Annotated in this window: 14 protein-coding genes; 10 read left to right on the top strand and 4 right to left on the bottom strand. The window is 42.2% G+C overall.

Annotation, left to right across the window (positions count from 1 at the left end; all coding sequences use genetic code 11):
• Window positions 1-62: 62 nt before the first annotated feature.
• Window positions 63-959, bottom strand: a complete 897-nt coding sequence (locus IPZ60_RS08680) for a pyruvate, water dikinase regulatory protein (RefSeq protein ID WP_227669303.1) — start codon at window positions 957-959, stop codon at window positions 63-65.
• A 579-nt stretch (window positions 960-1538) separates the two neighbouring features.
• Between IPZ60_RS08680 and ppsA the strand changes: the two genes are divergently transcribed.
• From ppsA to IPZ60_RS08640, 8 genes are all read left to right on the top strand, one after another.
• Window positions 1539-3923, top strand: a complete 2385-nt coding sequence (ppsA, locus tag IPZ60_RS08675; RefSeq protein ID WP_110923068.1) for a phosphoenolpyruvate synthase — start codon at window positions 1539-1541, stop codon at window positions 3921-3923.
• A gap of 126 nt (window positions 3924-4049) precedes the next feature.
• A complete protein-coding gene (locus IPZ60_RS08670; RefSeq protein ID WP_227669302.1) occupies window positions 4050-5033 on the top strand; it encodes an RDD family protein in 984 nt (327 codons plus the stop codon).
• 290 nt (window positions 5034-5323) lie between these two features.
• The gene (rpsF, locus tag IPZ60_RS08665; protein WP_045446907.1) at window positions 5324-5728 is read left to right on the top strand and encodes a 30S ribosomal protein S6; all 405 of its coding nucleotides are present in this window, start codon (window positions 5324-5326) and stop codon (window positions 5726-5728) included.
• Between the two features lie 16 nt (window positions 5729-5744).
• On the top strand, window positions 5745-5975 hold the full coding sequence (gene rpsR / locus IPZ60_RS08660) for a 30S ribosomal protein S18 (RefSeq protein ID WP_010198808.1): 231 nt from the start codon (window positions 5745-5747) through the stop codon (window positions 5973-5975).
• A 24-nt stretch (window positions 5976-5999) separates the two neighbouring features.
• Window positions 6000-6506, top strand: coding sequence for a 50S ribosomal protein L9 (rplI, locus tag IPZ60_RS08655; protein ID WP_110923070.1), 507 nt, complete (start codon window positions 6000-6002; stop codon window positions 6504-6506).
• Between the two features lie 337 nt (window positions 6507-6843).
• Complete coding sequence (locus IPZ60_RS08650; protein ID WP_194197415.1) at window positions 6844-7068, top strand: hypothetical protein; 225 nt, start codon at window positions 6844-6846, stop codon at window positions 7066-7068.
• Between the two features lie 317 nt (window positions 7069-7385).
• Window positions 7386-8744 carry a GntP family permease gene (locus IPZ60_RS08645; protein WP_227669301.1) on the top strand — a complete coding sequence of 453 codons (1359 nt, stop codon included), beginning with the start codon at window positions 7386-7388 and terminating at the stop codon, window positions 8742-8744.
• A gap of 68 nt (window positions 8745-8812) precedes the next feature.
• Complete coding sequence (locus IPZ60_RS08640) at window positions 8813-9949, top strand: glycerate kinase (protein WP_194197413.1); 1137 nt, start codon at window positions 8813-8815, stop codon at window positions 9947-9949.
• A 57-nt stretch (window positions 9950-10006) separates the two neighbouring features.
• Here the strand turns inward: IPZ60_RS08640 and IPZ60_RS08635 are convergent, their stop codons facing one another.
• Window positions 10007-10876 carry a LysR family transcriptional regulator gene (locus tag IPZ60_RS08635; protein ID WP_194197412.1) on the bottom strand — a complete coding sequence of 290 codons (870 nt, stop codon included), beginning with the start codon at window positions 10874-10876 and terminating at the stop codon, window positions 10007-10009.
• Window positions 10877-10983: 107 nt separating this feature from the next.
• Here IPZ60_RS08635 and IPZ60_RS08630 point away from each other — a divergent pair, with 107 nt between their 5' ends.
• Complete coding sequence (locus IPZ60_RS08630; protein WP_194197411.1) at window positions 10984-11484, top strand: lactoylglutathione lyase family protein; 501 nt, start codon at window positions 10984-10986, stop codon at window positions 11482-11484.
• A 199-nt stretch (window positions 11485-11683) separates the two neighbouring features.
• Window positions 11684-12496 (top strand): enoyl-CoA hydratase, encoded by an 813-nt coding sequence (locus IPZ60_RS08625; RefSeq protein ID WP_194197410.1) that lies wholly within the window; start codon window positions 11684-11686, stop codon window positions 12494-12496.
• A gap of 70 nt (window positions 12497-12566) precedes the next feature.
• Here the strand turns inward: IPZ60_RS08625 and IPZ60_RS08620 are convergent, their stop codons facing one another.
• Together IPZ60_RS08620 and IPZ60_RS08615 are read right to left on the bottom strand one after the other, a co-directional pair.
• Window positions 12567-12905, bottom strand: coding sequence for a RidA family protein (locus IPZ60_RS08620; protein ID WP_194197603.1), 339 nt, complete (start codon window positions 12903-12905; stop codon window positions 12567-12569).
• 59 nt (window positions 12906-12964) lie between these two features.
• On the bottom strand, window positions 12965-14212 hold the full coding sequence (locus tag IPZ60_RS08615; protein WP_194197409.1) for an FAD-binding oxidoreductase: 1248 nt from the start codon (window positions 14210-14212) through the stop codon (window positions 12965-12967).
• Window positions 14213-14490 lie beyond the last annotated feature (278 nt).

The raw sequence follows: 14490 nt of genomic DNA, 5'->3' as shown, positions 1-14490 counted from the left end.
TGAGATTATATTGAACCGACTATGGTCAAATCGATTAACATTTGATTTGATTAAACGAACCCTCAGCCGATACGACGTTTGAGGCCTGTCTTCTGTAAAATACGAGTCGCAATTTCTTCGACGGACATCTCAGATACATCTAAACTTGGAATACCATGAGTGATATAAATGCCTTGTATCGCACGCTGTTCTTGCTGACATTGCTGATAGCTCGAATAACGACTGCCTGCACGGCGCTCTTGGCGGATTTTTACCAAGCGATCTGTATCGATGAGCAAACCAAACAGTTTGTCTTTATGTTCACGCAATGCCTTTGGTAATTGATTGTCGTACAAATCATCTTCGGTCAAAGGATAGTTAGCTGCTCGAATACCGAACTGTAATGCTAAGTATAAAGATGTTGGTGTTTTGCCTGAGCGAGAGACTCCAACCAAAATAATATCGGCTGCATTATAGTGGCGAGTACGGGCACCATCATCATTGTCTAAGGCAAAATGAACCGCATCAATACGTTCTTTGTAGGTTTCAGAGTCGACATCATCATGTGCGTGACCTGAATGACCATCTGGCTCTACACCTGTCTCTTCAGCCACGCGACCGATCAAACCTTCATACATATCCAAATTACAGCTGTGTGCCGAATTGATCTTTTCGCGTATCTCAGGATTGACAATCGTATCAAACACTAAAGGCAAAAATCCGTCTCGTTGATAGGCCATATTGATTTGCTCAACGGCATCCTCTGCACGCTCAATACTGTCCACATAAGGCAATACGCGTGTCTCAAATGGTATTGAAGCAAACTGACTCAAGATAGCACGGCCAAGTGTCTCAGCCGTAATTGCTGTACCATCTGAGATAAAAAATGCCGTTCTAACCGTTTGAGAGCTGTCCAAATTCAGTGCATGGTGATTTTGGATAGTGGACTTGACTTGTTCAGATGGGTTGCTTGAGTACATAACGTTGACACCTCAGTTAGAAACACACATGGTGATCTTTATTTGGTTTTTATTTTCAATCTACTTTAGACTCATCTAACTCTCGATATAAGCACTAAAAGTCGACACATATATAATGGCAGGCCTACATTCTTGATGCCCTACATTATACGCATAATAGCTACCTAATAGAAATCAATGTTACAGGCGCACACTTAGAAACCTACACTGCTTTTGATGTCCTAATTGATGCCAATAGGTCTGCTCACTGCACCCTCTTATTCGTATCGCTTTAATACTTTCTACTATATATAGATATCTATTATAAGTAGCTACTAACCCGCTTTTTCTCCACTCCCAAACCCTTTATTTATAGACCCATAAATGATTATCAAATGGCATTTATATCAGCTTTTACTTATATCTCATAAAAACTCTAAAAAGCAAAATCTGTGATACTTGCCATAATTTATGTAGCAAACGCCATAATTTGTATGTTTTTAACAATTTTTTTGATTTAAACCCTCGAAATTCTCAAAATATAGCGGTATAATCCACCGTTATAATCTTTACTAAATAACCTTATTTTCTGGAGTTATCATGGCAGCGCAATCTACAGCACTTGTAATCAATCTTGATCAGCTAGGAAAAGACGACATTGAAATGGTCGGCGGTAAGAACGCTTCATTAGGTGAAATGATCAGCCATTTGTCTGATTTGGGTGTTAGTGTACCAGGCGGCTTTGCCACTACGTCAAATGCGTTTAACCGCTTTTTGAATGAAACTGGCCTGCTTGACAAAATCAACAGCGAACTAAAGACGTTAGATGTTGACGATGTAAAAAAACTTGCAGAAACTGGTAAAAAGATTCGTACTTGGATTATTGAGCAAGAGCTGCCAAAAGATCTTGAGCAAGAAGTACGTCAGTCATTTGAAGCCATGAGTGGCGGCGAAGACATCGCTGTTGCTGTACGTTCTTCTGCGACTGCCGAAGATTTACCAGATGCTTCATTTGCTGGTCAGCAAGAGACATTCCTAAACATTCGCGGTATTGATAATGTGCTAATCGCTATTAAAGAAGTATTTGCTTCTTTATATAATGACCGTGCTATCTCTTACCGTGTACATAAAGGTTTTGAGCACGAAGGTGTTGCCCTATCTGCAGCCGTACAACGTATGGTACGTTCAGAGACTGGTGCAGCCGGTGTGATGTTCACGCTAGATACCGAAAGTGGCTTTGATCAAGTGGTATTTATCACGTCAAGCTACGGCCTAGGTGAAATGGTCGTACAGGGTGCTGTAAACCCTGATGAATTCTATATCTCAAAACAATTGCTAGCCAACGGCAAACCTTCAGTTATCCGCCGTAACCTAGGCAGCAAGCATAAGAAAATGATTTATGGTGATGAAGGCAGTACTGCCAAATCAGTCAAAACTGTCGATGTTGAAAAACAAGATCGTATGCAGTTCTCATTGTCTACTGAAGAGCTAACCTCTCTTGCCAAACAAGCTGTGACGATCGAAAAGCATTACGGTCAAGCAATGGATATCGAGTGGGCAAAAGACGGCGATACTAACGAAATCTTTATCGTTCAGGCACGTCCAGAGACGGTTAAGAGCCGCCAAGACAGCAATGTCATGGAACGCTATATCATCAACACGACTGATGCAAAAATCTTATGCGAAGGCCGCTCAATCGGTCAACGTATTGGTTCAGGTAAAGTACGTATCGTTAGCAACTTAAATGAGATGGACAAAGTACAAGAAGGCGACGTACTCGTATCAGACATGACCGATCCGGATTGGGAACCAGTCATGAAGCGTGCTTCTGCCATCATTACTAACCGTGGTGGTCGTACGTGTCACGCAGCTATCATCGCGCGTGAGCTAGGTGTTCCAGCCATCGTTGGTTGTGGTAATGCAACTGAATTATTGGTTGACGGTCAAGACGTAACTGCTTCTTGTGCTGAAGGCGATACTGGTTTCATTTATGAAAGCCAAATCGACTTTGAAGTACAAACCAACTCTGTTGAAACAATGCCAGAGCTAGCGTTCAAAGTAATGATGAACGTCGGTAACCCAGATCGCGCATTCTCATTCACGCAAATGCCAAACGAAGGTATTGGTCTTGCGCGTCTAGAATTCATCATCAACCGTATGATTGGTGTGCATCCAAAAGCATTGCTAAACATGAACAGCTTGCCACGTGAAATATCACAAGCAATCCAAGAGCGTATCGCTGGTTATGCCTCACCTGTTGACTTCTATGTTGATAAATTGGTCGAAGGCGTTTCAACGCTAGCCGTTGCCTTTATGGATCAGCCAGTCATCGTTCGTATGTCAGATTTTAAATCTAACGAATATGCTAACTTGCTTGGTGGTAAGCTATACGAGCCATCAGAAGAAAACCCAATGCTTGGTTTCCGCGGTGCCAGTCGTTATGTGTCTGACAACTTCCGTGACTGCTTCGAGCTTGAGTGTAAAGCACTGAAGCGCGTACGTGATGAGATGGGTTTGACCAATGTCGAGATTATGATTCCTTTCGTACGTACCGTTGGCGAAGCAGCACAAGTCATCGAGTTACTTGAGAAGAACGGTCTAAAACGTGGCGAGAACGGTCTGCGCATCATCATGATGTGTGAGCTACCGACCAACGCGCTATTGGCAGAAGAATTCCTAGAATACTTCGATGGTTTCTCAATTGGTTCTAACGATTTGACTCAGTTGACCCTTGGTCTAGATCGTGACTCAGGCATCGTCTCACATCTATTTGATGAGCGTGACCCTGCGGTTAAGAAGCTGTTGACTATGGCTATCGATGCTTGCCGTAAGCAAAACAAATATGTCGGTATCTGTGGTCAAGGCCCATCAGATCATCCAGATCTTGCTTACTGGTTGATGGAGCAAGGTATCAGCTCAGTATCATTGAACCCAGATTCAGTATTAGATACTTGGTTATTCTTGGCTGGTGAAGAATCAAAGTAAGCCATTACGTTCATTCGTAGCGGTCATTTACACAGTCACTAAGAGTACCACCATTAGGGTCTATTTGATTTTTTCAAATAGACCCTAATATAATGTACGAAGACATGACTAACTATGCAGGCAATTATGCAGATTTTCCTTGCTCGAAATAACGTACAAGCTGGGCCATATAGTTTGGATCAGCTCAATATCATGCTAACCTCTGGTGAAGTATTGCTGGACGATTTGATATGGCATGACGGCCTAAACCAATGGCAGCGCGTCGGTAACTTAACCAATAATCAAACGGTTTATCGACCGACCAACGTTAATAGCCCTCAGGACAATGACTCTATCATTAATAACGTTACTGTTTTTCCTGAAGATAATGTCAATGATGCACAAGATGGCAAGTCAGTATCGTTAGATAGACTATATGGTAAACCTGAACGTCCAAAAGATACCAGTAAAGATACTAAAGCCGATATGACAACCAATCGTCATCATACGCCGCATCACAATGTGTCATTGAATAAATCTACTAACAGTAAAGCTACCTCGAGCAAAGACAAAGTCGTTGGTAATGTTGTCCTTGCTCCCATCATGTCACGAGTCTTGGCAACTGCGCTAAATGGCTTATTATACATACTGGCCATTTTTCCGCTAGTCATGGCATTGACTAAAATGGATGTGGATTACACTAAATTCCAAAACATCCAAGATATGGACGCGGCTTATCAATACTCAATGACACTGATGGAGAGCCTTCCTAGCAGCACGTTGATGATGTCGCAAGTTATGGTTTTTGGCTTATTTGCGTTACAGCTGGTATTTATTACCATGCGTGGTCAATCACTGGGTAAGCTGATTACAGGTATTCGCGTCGTGGATCAAACCACGCATCGTCTGCCTTCTTTTATCAAGCTCATCGGCATGCGTACATTGCTGCTATTTATTATCTATAATTTGCTATTCTCATTCACGAGCTTTTTAGGTTTTGTGATTATTGCTATTCACTATTACATGGCATCGAAAAGCCCTGAAAATATTGGTTGGCATGACAAACTTGCTAAAACCTTAGTTGTAAAAGCAGATAGCAGTCAGATAGTGAAAGAGCCAAAAATAAAATAACCGTCTTCTGAGTTTGGTTATTTTTGATATGTCTTATTCATGATAAAAAGCAGCGTACGATCGTTGCTTTTTTTATTGGTAAAGACATATTCACCATTTTTATATTTTATTGACAGTACCTTAGAGATTAACCTTTGTGTTAATTGCTAAGTACTGTTATAATACGGCGCTTTATAAACTAAGCTTATTCCTCATTATTTTTTATAAAATTTGATAGGATTCGGGCTTACCTTATAAATCTCCTTGCTATTAACATAGGGTTAATAGCTACTAATCCGTAAGGAGTCATAATGCGACATTACGAACTGGTGTTACTTGTACACCCAGACCAAAGCGACCAAGTGGTCGGCATGGTTGAGCGCTATATCAAGTTAGTTCAAGACAACAACGGTGTTATCCATCGTTTAGAAGATTGGGGCCGCCGTCAATTGGCATATCCAATCAACAAGATTCACAAAGCTCATTACGTTCTTTTCAACATTGAAACTGACGGTGAAACTTTAGCTGAACTTGAAGAATTATTCCGTTATAACGACGCGATCATTCGTAGTCTAGTTATGCGCCGTGACGACGCTGTCACTGAAGAGTCGCAGTTAGCCAAGAATGCCGATGAAAAACGCGCACGCAAAGCAACTACTCGTCGTCCAGACAGTCGTGAAAACGATAACGACGACAACGACAACAGTGAAGACTAATTAAAGGAGAATACTCATGGCACGTTTCTATCGCCGTCGCAAATTCTGCCGTTTCACTGCTGAAGGCATCACTCACATCGATTATAAAGATGTTGAATTGCTAAAACAGTATATCAGTGATAATGGTAAAATCGTACCAAGCCGTATTACCGGTACATCTACTAAATATCAGCGTCAACTAGCTACTGCTATCAAGCAAGCTCGTTATTTATCGCTACTTCCATACACTGATAACCATCAGGGTTAACCGTTAATTAACTAGGAATGACTCATGCAAATTATTTTGTTACAGCGTATCGTCAACCTTGGTAAACTCGGTGAAACCGTCGATGTGAAACCAGGTTACGGACGTAACTTTCTTATCCCTTTGGGTAAAGCACTACCTGCTACTAAAGCTAACATTGAAAAGTTCGAAGCACGTCGTGCTGAACTTGAAGCTGAAGAAGCGAAAGAAGTAGCTGTTGCTCAAGAACGTGCTGATGCACTAACTGACGTTAATGTCATCATGCGTGCTAAATCAGGCGACGAAGGCAAGCTATTCGGCTCTATCGGTACTCGTGATATTGCTGAAGCATTGACTAACTCAGGTCTAGAAGTAGACCGTGCTGAAATCAAGCTTCCTGAAGGCACTTTACGTCAAGTTGGCGAATATAATGTTGATATTCAGCTACATCATGACGTTACTGCTAGCATCTTAGTTACTATTCTTTCTGAAGAAGGTAACAACGATGACGAAGACGACGTTGCAGACGAAAGCGAAGACTATTCTGAAGAGTAATCTTTAGCATATCTAGTTTCAGTCTACATAAAAAACCAGTGATGTTATGTCACTGGTTTTTTTACGTCTGCACTTTATGATAGTAGTCTAACATTGATTGAAACTAAGGTTTAAACAAACAATATTCTCCTTTCAAACACCACCATATTTGTTCTTTTATCGATGATTTCTGCAATGACATAATTCAGTAACTAGCCGTAATAAATATCCAAAAAAATTTATACTTAACAACAAGATACCGTATATAAAGCGTCTTTATTACCGTGTAGTGAATTGCTATTATAGCCATATCTAATCTACTGGTTCCGAGTTGTAGATAATAATAAGGTACGATAATATGATAAACACTAACGATAAATTAATATGTATCAAAGGTAATGACGTGTACTCAGAAGGTGAAATATATATCGTGGGTAGAATCGTCAACGATAAATATTTTCAGCTAATGACGGGCAGTAACGACGACCATTGGTACGCAACATTGGATAACGAAGGTATCTGTGTGAGTTTCGACTCGATAGTAGCAGAAGGTAACAAAGCACGATTCGATAAAATCGCGTAAATACCAACTAAATACTGCTTTAAACATGCTGTGCACAACGACTGGTCATTTAAAATGGCCAGTTTTTTTGGTTAAAATTCAATAATCACCGTTCTGTAAGCTAACAATCTTCATAAAAGAATCCTAAGATGTATGTACTACCTCCTCGCCATACCTAGTAAATCGTAAAAACCTTATCGATAACCCCATATATTTCACGAATGTATTTCCTAGTCGCGTCTATTTACTATAAAATATGCCCCTTTAAAATTTCGTATCGTTATTGATGCCTATTCACGTGAATAATTCATTAAGATATAAACCATATTGAGACAGTGATGATTGTATTTTGGCTTGTGCTGACCATTCTTTTTATTATTTTCGCTACTGCAAAATTAAAGTGGCATCCTTTTTTAGTATTGATTTTATCTGCTTTCTTGGTCGCACTATTCTACCAAGTACCGCTTAATACGGTCGCTAAGACAATCTCAGATGGCTTTGGTGGTATCTTAGGTTATATCGGTCTAGTGATTGTATTCGGCACCATTATCGGCTTAATCCTTGAGAAAACTGGTGCGGCTATTGTGATGGCAGAAACCGTTATCAAAGTGTTGGGGCCACGCTTCCCTACTCTGACCATGTCTATCGTTGGTGCAGTCGTGTCAGTACCTGTATTCTGTGACTCAGGCTACATCATCTTAAACTCTTTAAAAGAGACCTTAGCTGAGCGTTTAAAAGTATCTAGTGTGGCAATGAGTATTGCCTTGGCCACGGGCTTGTACGCAACACACACTTTCGTACCACCGACACCCGGTCCGATTGCAGCGGCAGGCAACCTAGGATTAGAGTCCAATCTAGGTTTGGTCATCATGGTCGGTGTGGTCGTGACAACCGTTGCTGTGTTGGCGGGCTGGTGGTGGTCTAATCGTTTTTTGAATGTGACGCCTGATAATATAGATGCGCTGGATGCACCAGCAGCAACATTACCTGAAAACATGAAAACACGTGATGACTATAGCAATATGCCGTCAGCAACGATGGCATTTTTACCTATTATCGTTCCTATCCTGTTGATCTGCTTATCGTCTGTTGCCAACTTCCCAAGCGCACCGTTTGGTAGTGGTACGTTGACAGATATCTTAGTATTCATTGGTAACCCACTAACGGCACTGCTCATTGGTCTATTCTTATCTTTCTTACTTATCAATACCGAGCAAAAGACACAGCAAATCAGCGATAGCATCTCACAAGGTCTGGTCGTTGCCGCGCCTATCCTATTGATTACTGGTGCTGGTGGTGCATTTGGTGCCATGCTAAAAGTGACACCAATCGGTGACTATTTAGGTACGACATTATCTGCATTAGGACTTGGTATCTTTATGCCATTCATCGTCTCTGCTGCGTTAAAAACCGCACAAGGATCCACCACAGTCGCACTGGTCACTACCTCTGCGATGGTTGCACCATTATTGGATCAAATTGGTCTAGACAGTGAGCTAGGTCGTGTATTTTGTGTGATGGCCATTGGTGCAGGCGCTATGACTATTTCACACGCCAATGACAGCTTCTTTTGGATTGTCAGTCAGTTTAGCCGCATGAGTGTGTCACAGGCATACAAAGCTCATTCAATGGCAACTGGCATTCAAGGTGTGACCAGTATTGTGTTTATCTGGCTGTTGACCTTAGTTTTCATTTAACAGTTTTCATTTAACACATTCGCGAAAATATCCAAAAAGACGTTCAAAAAATACCCAAAGAGACATTCATGAAAATTTTAATCGCCCCCGACTCGTTCAAAGAAAGCTTAGAAGCACTGGATGTTTGCCGCGCCATTCAATCTGGTTTTAGTCAAGTGTTTCCTGATGCTGACTATACGCTATTGCCAATGGCCGATGGCGGCGAAGGCACCTCTGCGGTATTGTCTTATGTACTGGGTGGACGCTGGAAAGACGTTAGAGTACATGATCCTTTGATGCGACCGATCACAGCTAAATACTTGCTATTACCGGATAATACTGCCGTTATCGAGATTGCTCAAGCCTGCGGATTACATTTGTTAAAGGCGACAGAACGCAATCCTGTTACTACCAGTAGTTATGGTGTCGGTGAATTGATTGCGGATGCTTTAGATGAAGGCGCCAAGCGTATTATCATCGGTCTGGGTGGTAGCGGAACCAATGACGCAGGGCTTGGCATGCTCATGGCACTGGGTATGACATTTCATGATGTCAATGACAGCTTGATCACTCATGGTGGTGGCGCACTTGCCCAGCTGCATAGAATTGATAATCGTCAGCTTAATGCAAAGGTTCTCGATGCGGTGTTTGAAGTGGCGTGTGATGTGACCAACCCATTATGCGGACTATTGGGCGCGAGTGCCGTGTTCGGGCCGCAGAAAGGCGCTTATCCAGAGCAAGTCAACGAAATGGATAAGGCTCTGAGTCACTTTGCGGCTGTGTGCGACCAGCAAGGCTATGATGATTGTCAAAATGTCGAAGGCGCAGGAGCCGCTGGTGGTCTTGGCTATGCGATGATGACGTTTTTTAACGCGCAGTTAAAATCAGGGTTTAACACCGTTGCCGAAGTGGCTCATTTATCAGAGCATATCGCTGAGGCTGATCTGGTCATCACTGGTGAAGGCAAACTAGACGTGCAGACTGCCATGGGTAAAGTGGCAGGCGGTATCAGTCATATTGCTAAAGCCAATAATACGCCCGTCATTGCCATTTGCGGCAGTGTAGACGGTCTAAAACCTGCGCAAACCAGCCAATTCGATGTCATCATGCCAAGTATTCAAAAGATAGATACTCTCGATAATGTGCTGAGTCAGGCTTATGATAATATCGAAACGACAGCAGCTAATATTGCGGCAGCCATCAAATTAGGTCAATCAATGGCATAATGCAGATTTATAGTCAGCGCATGTATCCATTGATACTATGTTGACTTTGCTCTATTTCTATAGCCATTTCTTTACTTCATTGATGACAGTATGTATTCTATTAGAGAGTGCCTGCTGTCGTCTTATGGCAAGATATAGCGTCTCGCTAACGGCAACGGGTAGATAGTGACTGTGAATAAGCTCAGGCTTTTGATAAGCAGCCACTGCGTGTGCAGGTAGCACGGTAAAGCCTATTCCTCTACTGACGGGCTCTAAAATCAGACCTATCTGATTAGAAAAGCCTTTTTTCTTAAAGTCATTAATATGCTGGAATTGCTCATAATTAGCAGTCAGTAGCATGCCTGCATGATGTGAACCATCCGGATGATCAATAAATCCAAGCTTAATGAGCTGCTCCCAACTTGGCTCTACTGTAGCCGCAGGTGTTACTAGTATTAATGCTTCTTGCGCCACGGGTTTGCAGCTAACTGTCTCATCACCTGAGATATCCGTCATAAAACCAATATCAATCTCCTGATTTCCCAGTGCTCGTTCGATATCAGCATTGGGTGCAAAGCGATAATCAATCACTAGATTAGGATGCTGCTGCTGTAGTGTCAACAGCTGCGGATACAGCTTAAGCCCCACGCTACCCGGTGACATCAGTCGCACCAATCCTTCATAAGGTGGATCCTCACCGATACGCTGTTCTAAATTTGATAAGCGCTGCAATATCTCGCCTGCTTCTTTATAAAGCTGCTCACCTGCATTGGTCAATGAGAACTGCTTTCCTTGTCGAATCAGCAAGTCTGTATCTAGTTGCTCCTCTAGCTTACTTATGTGCTGGCTCACACCGGACTGCGTCATATATAGGCGTTCAGCCGTACGAGTAAAGTGCCCAACTTCAGCAAGCGTACAGAAAGTTCGTAGCCATGTAATATTTATCATTACGTTTCATACTTATTTATATAATATTTGATAATTTTACATAATGGCAGTGCGTTTGTATACTGGCCTCACGTTAAACAAGAGTACAGCAAACAGGAGCACAAGCCATGAACAACGTTTATCCAAGAAGCTTTTCGCACATCGGTCTTTCAGTCCCTGACCTAGATGCAGCCGTGAAATTCTATACTGAAGTAATGGGTTGGTATACCATCATGGAACCTACTGAGATTGTCGAAGATGACAGCCCTATTGGCGAGATGTGTACTGAAGTATTCGGTTCAGGTTGGGGAAGCTTCCGTATCGCTCACCTATCGACTGGCGACCGTATCGGTGTTGAGATTTTTGAATTTAAGAATCAAGAGAACCCTGAAAACAATTTTGAATACTGGAAAACTGGTATCTTTCACTTCTGCGTTCAAGATCCAAATGTTGAAGAGTTGGCTGAGCGTATGGTTGCAGCAGGCGGTAAAAAACGTATGGAAAAACCACGCTACTACTACCCTGGTGAAAAGCCATATCGCATGATTTATATGGAAGACCCGTTCGGCAACATCGTTGAAATATACAGCCACAGCTATGAGCTTATCTATAGCGAAGGTGCATACTAATCTCAAGATAAATACAGCTTAGTATGGTCTTAGCTTAAATCTGGCTGACAAACCAATAGCGTACTCATCACCTGAGTGCGCTATTTTTTTTGAGCACTCTATATTAATAAACTATTGTATAGACTATAAGCCATGCTACTATTTAGATAGCTGTATATATCACTTACCAAACCCAACTACCCATTATCAAGGATGATAAATGACACAATCTGACATTACTCTAGATATAGATGATCTTCTTGTTATTAGAGAAGACAATAAAGAGAGTGGCGTGGTCACACTCACACTGAATCGCCCAAAACAATTTAATGCATTATCCGTTGAAGTACTGTCTGCCATGCAAACAGAGCTAGACCACATCGCTCAAGACGCTACAGTCAGAGTTGTGGTTATTCAAGCGACAGGCAAGGCATTCTGCGCTGGTCATAATCTAAAGCAAATGCGCGCGCACTCAGATGAAGCATTTCATCGTGCCCTATTCCAGCAATGTAGTCATATGATGCTAACCATTAATCAAATGCCGCAAGTCGTCATCGCAAAAGTGCAAGGCATTGCCACCGCTGCAGGGTGTCAGCTAGTCGCCGCCTGTGATTTGGCAGTAGCCGCTGATGATGCAAAGTTTGCCACCTCTGGGATAAACGTTGGACTTTTCTGCTCCACACCTGCTGTTGCAGTCAGCCGTAACTTACCTCGTAAGCAAGCGTTTGAGATGCTGATTACTGGTGAGTTTATCGACGCGCACACTGCCTTAAAATATGGCTTGATCAATCGAGTAGCGCCAGCAGAACAATTAGAGCAAGTCTTGCAGTCCTTAGTAACGGCGATCACTGCCAAGTCTCCGGTAGCGGTAAGAACTGGTAAAGACATGTTTTATAAGCAACTGAATATGAGCCTCGAAGATGCTTATGACTATGCCAGTGACGTGATGACCTGCAATATGATGGCGAACGATGTGAGCGAAGGTATTGATGCTTTTATTGAGAAGCGCCAAGCCGTGTGGAAAGGATACTAACTCTCATATAAAAAGGCCATGATATCGCTATCATGGCCTTTTTATTTAACACAGGTGCTACGAGTAGTTTTTACTCAGCAGCGATGGCGATCATCTCAACCAATAGCTCAGGACGTGCCAATGCTGATTCGCCACAAGCACGTGCTGGTGGTTGAATGCCTTCAAAAAATTTGTCATAGACTTCATTCATAGCAGCAAAATCTGCCATATCTTTGATCCAAACCGTTACTGATAGTAGTTTTGATTTATCGCTACCCACTTCTTCTAGCAAGGTTTGGATTTTTTCTAAGCAAGTTAATGTCTGTGCTTTGATATCGTCTTCTGCATTACCTACCTGACCACATAAATAGATAGTCTGGTTATGAATTACGGTTTTACTCATACGTTGAGTGCTGTGTAGCTTCTTTATCATATTATATACCTTCAATTTATTAATTTAAGTCTGTGCTAAATCTAGCAGATATGCGCTTATTTTGAAAAACGCTGAGCACTAAATGGTGCAAGGTTTACTAATGATGGCTTTTCATGAATCATTTCTTCAACCAAACGCCCTGTCATAGGCCCTAAGGTGAAACCCTGATGGCTATGACCAAACGCAAACCATAATTTGTCATGCTTGTCTGCAGGACCAATAACTGGCTTCATATCAGGCATACAAGGACGTGATCCTGCCCAAGCTTCAGATTCTACTGCGTCTTCTAATGGTAAGATTTTGCGAGCCAGCTTCAGAACGGTTTTTAATTGACCAAAGTTCTTTGGCGCATCCATGGTGGTCATCTCAGCACCAGTCGTAATACGGATACCTTGCTGCATTGGACCCATCACAAAGCCTTTGTCCATATCAAACATACTGTGATTGATGGTGTTTTTTTCCGTCACTTTGAAATGCTGATGATAACCACGCATTGGGAACAATGGCAGATTATAGCCTAGCGGTCTGATCAAGTCGTTCGACCATGGACCCGCTGCAATGACCAACTTATCACTATAGTAAGTGTCATTATCAGTGATGATTTTCCAGCCTTCGCCGTCTTGTGCGATTTCTTTTACATCGCTCTCTTTGATCGTGCCACCCATCTCTTGGAAATTTTTCGCATACGCTTTGACTAGCGAGCTTGGGTTCGATACTTGCCAAGAGTTTTTCCAATGAATTGCACCAACGAAACCTTCGAAATTGGCACTAGGCTCCATGGCTTTTAGTGCTTCAAGATTTAATACGTTGTGCTCAACGCCTTGGTTGCGTGCATCAATGGCTGCTACTTGCGCTTCTTTAAACGTCTCTTCAGAACGATGCAGCTGTAACCAGCCGTCACGCGTGATTAGCTCGTCAGCACCAGATGCTTCAATCATCGTTTGATGTTCGCTGGTGCAATGCTCAATCAGTGTCTGCCACTCTGATTCGATTTGCTTGACAGTCGCAGGTACAGAGTATTTCCAGTACTGTAGCAGCGCTTGATGGTAACGCAGAATCGCTGGGATACGATAGCGAATATCAGTACCTTGGTTCGGTAATACTCTGATCATCTCAGTCAATTGACGAGGAAAAGGATGGGTATGAATGGCTTCGCGCTGAATCAATCCAGCATTACCATATGAGGTCTCTGACCCTGGCAGCTTCTTGTCTAGCATCAATACTTGTGAATTGTTTTTTTGTAAATGCCACGCAACTGACGTGCCAACCATACCTGCACCGATAACGATCACTTCATAGCGCATAACCTATCCTTTTCTTAGGGTGTTAATACAGAGTATCAAATACGAGGGTCTAACGGAATAAGGTGGTAATAGTAACGCATTGAGCTAAATATGAAACCCCAATCTCATAAATATTTTTGCTATTAAATACTTTTGGTTATCCCTTTAGTAGTAACGTATTTTCAAAAGGAATAGCTAAAGTATTTAGCAATGGCTTGACAGCAAAAATGAGGAAAACAGGCTGAAATCCTGCACGAGTTTCTCTTCTTATAATGACGTACTAATTACAACGCTAAGTA

It is taken from the genome of Psychrobacter sp. NG25 (genome assembly GCF_015234355.1).
In the GTDB taxonomy this organism is placed as follows: domain Bacteria; phylum Pseudomonadota; class Gammaproteobacteria; order Pseudomonadales; family Moraxellaceae; genus Psychrobacter.
Note: the sequence above shows the minus strand (reverse complement) of the source record. Positions and strands in the feature narration are given on the sequence as shown.

What these genes read in the sequence shown, in the direction of transcription:
- IPZ60_RS08680 (WP_227669303.1), bottom strand. Translation starts at nt 959, where the DNA reads ATGTACTCAAGCAACCCATCTGAACAAGTCAAGTCCACTATCCAAAAT.
- ppsA (WP_110923068.1), top strand. Translation starts at nt 1,539, where the DNA reads ATGGCAGCGCAATCTACAGCACTTGTAATCAATCTTGATCAGCTAGGA.
- IPZ60_RS08670 (WP_227669302.1), top strand. Translation starts at nt 4,050, where the DNA reads ATGCAGATTTTCCTTGCTCGAAATAACGTACAAGCTGGGCCATATAGT.
- rpsF (WP_045446907.1), top strand. Translation starts at nt 5,324, where the DNA reads ATGCGACATTACGAACTGGTGTTACTTGTACACCCAGACCAAAGCGAC.
- rpsR (WP_010198808.1), top strand. Translation starts at nt 5,745, where the DNA reads ATGGCACGTTTCTATCGCCGTCGCAAATTCTGCCGTTTCACTGCTGAA.
- rplI (WP_110923070.1), top strand. Translation starts at nt 6,000, where the DNA reads ATGCAAATTATTTTGTTACAGCGTATCGTCAACCTTGGTAAACTCGGT.
- IPZ60_RS08650 (WP_194197415.1), top strand. Translation starts at nt 6,844, where the DNA reads ATGATAAACACTAACGATAAATTAATATGTATCAAAGGTAATGACGTG.
- IPZ60_RS08645 (WP_227669301.1), top strand. Translation starts at nt 7,386, where the DNA reads ATGATTGTATTTTGGCTTGTGCTGACCATTCTTTTTATTATTTTCGCT.
- IPZ60_RS08640 (WP_194197413.1), top strand. Translation starts at nt 8,813, where the DNA reads ATGAAAATTTTAATCGCCCCCGACTCGTTCAAAGAAAGCTTAGAAGCA.
- IPZ60_RS08635 (WP_194197412.1), bottom strand. Translation starts at nt 10,876, where the DNA reads ATGATAAATATTACATGGCTACGAACTTTCTGTACGCTTGCTGAAGTT.
- IPZ60_RS08630 (WP_194197411.1), top strand. Translation starts at nt 10,984, where the DNA reads ATGAACAACGTTTATCCAAGAAGCTTTTCGCACATCGGTCTTTCAGTC.
- IPZ60_RS08625 (WP_194197410.1), top strand. Translation starts at nt 11,684, where the DNA reads ATGACACAATCTGACATTACTCTAGATATAGATGATCTTCTTGTTATT.
- IPZ60_RS08615 (WP_194197409.1), bottom strand. Translation starts at nt 14,212, where the DNA reads ATGCGCTATGAAGTGATCGTTATCGGTGCAGGTATGGTTGGCACGTCA.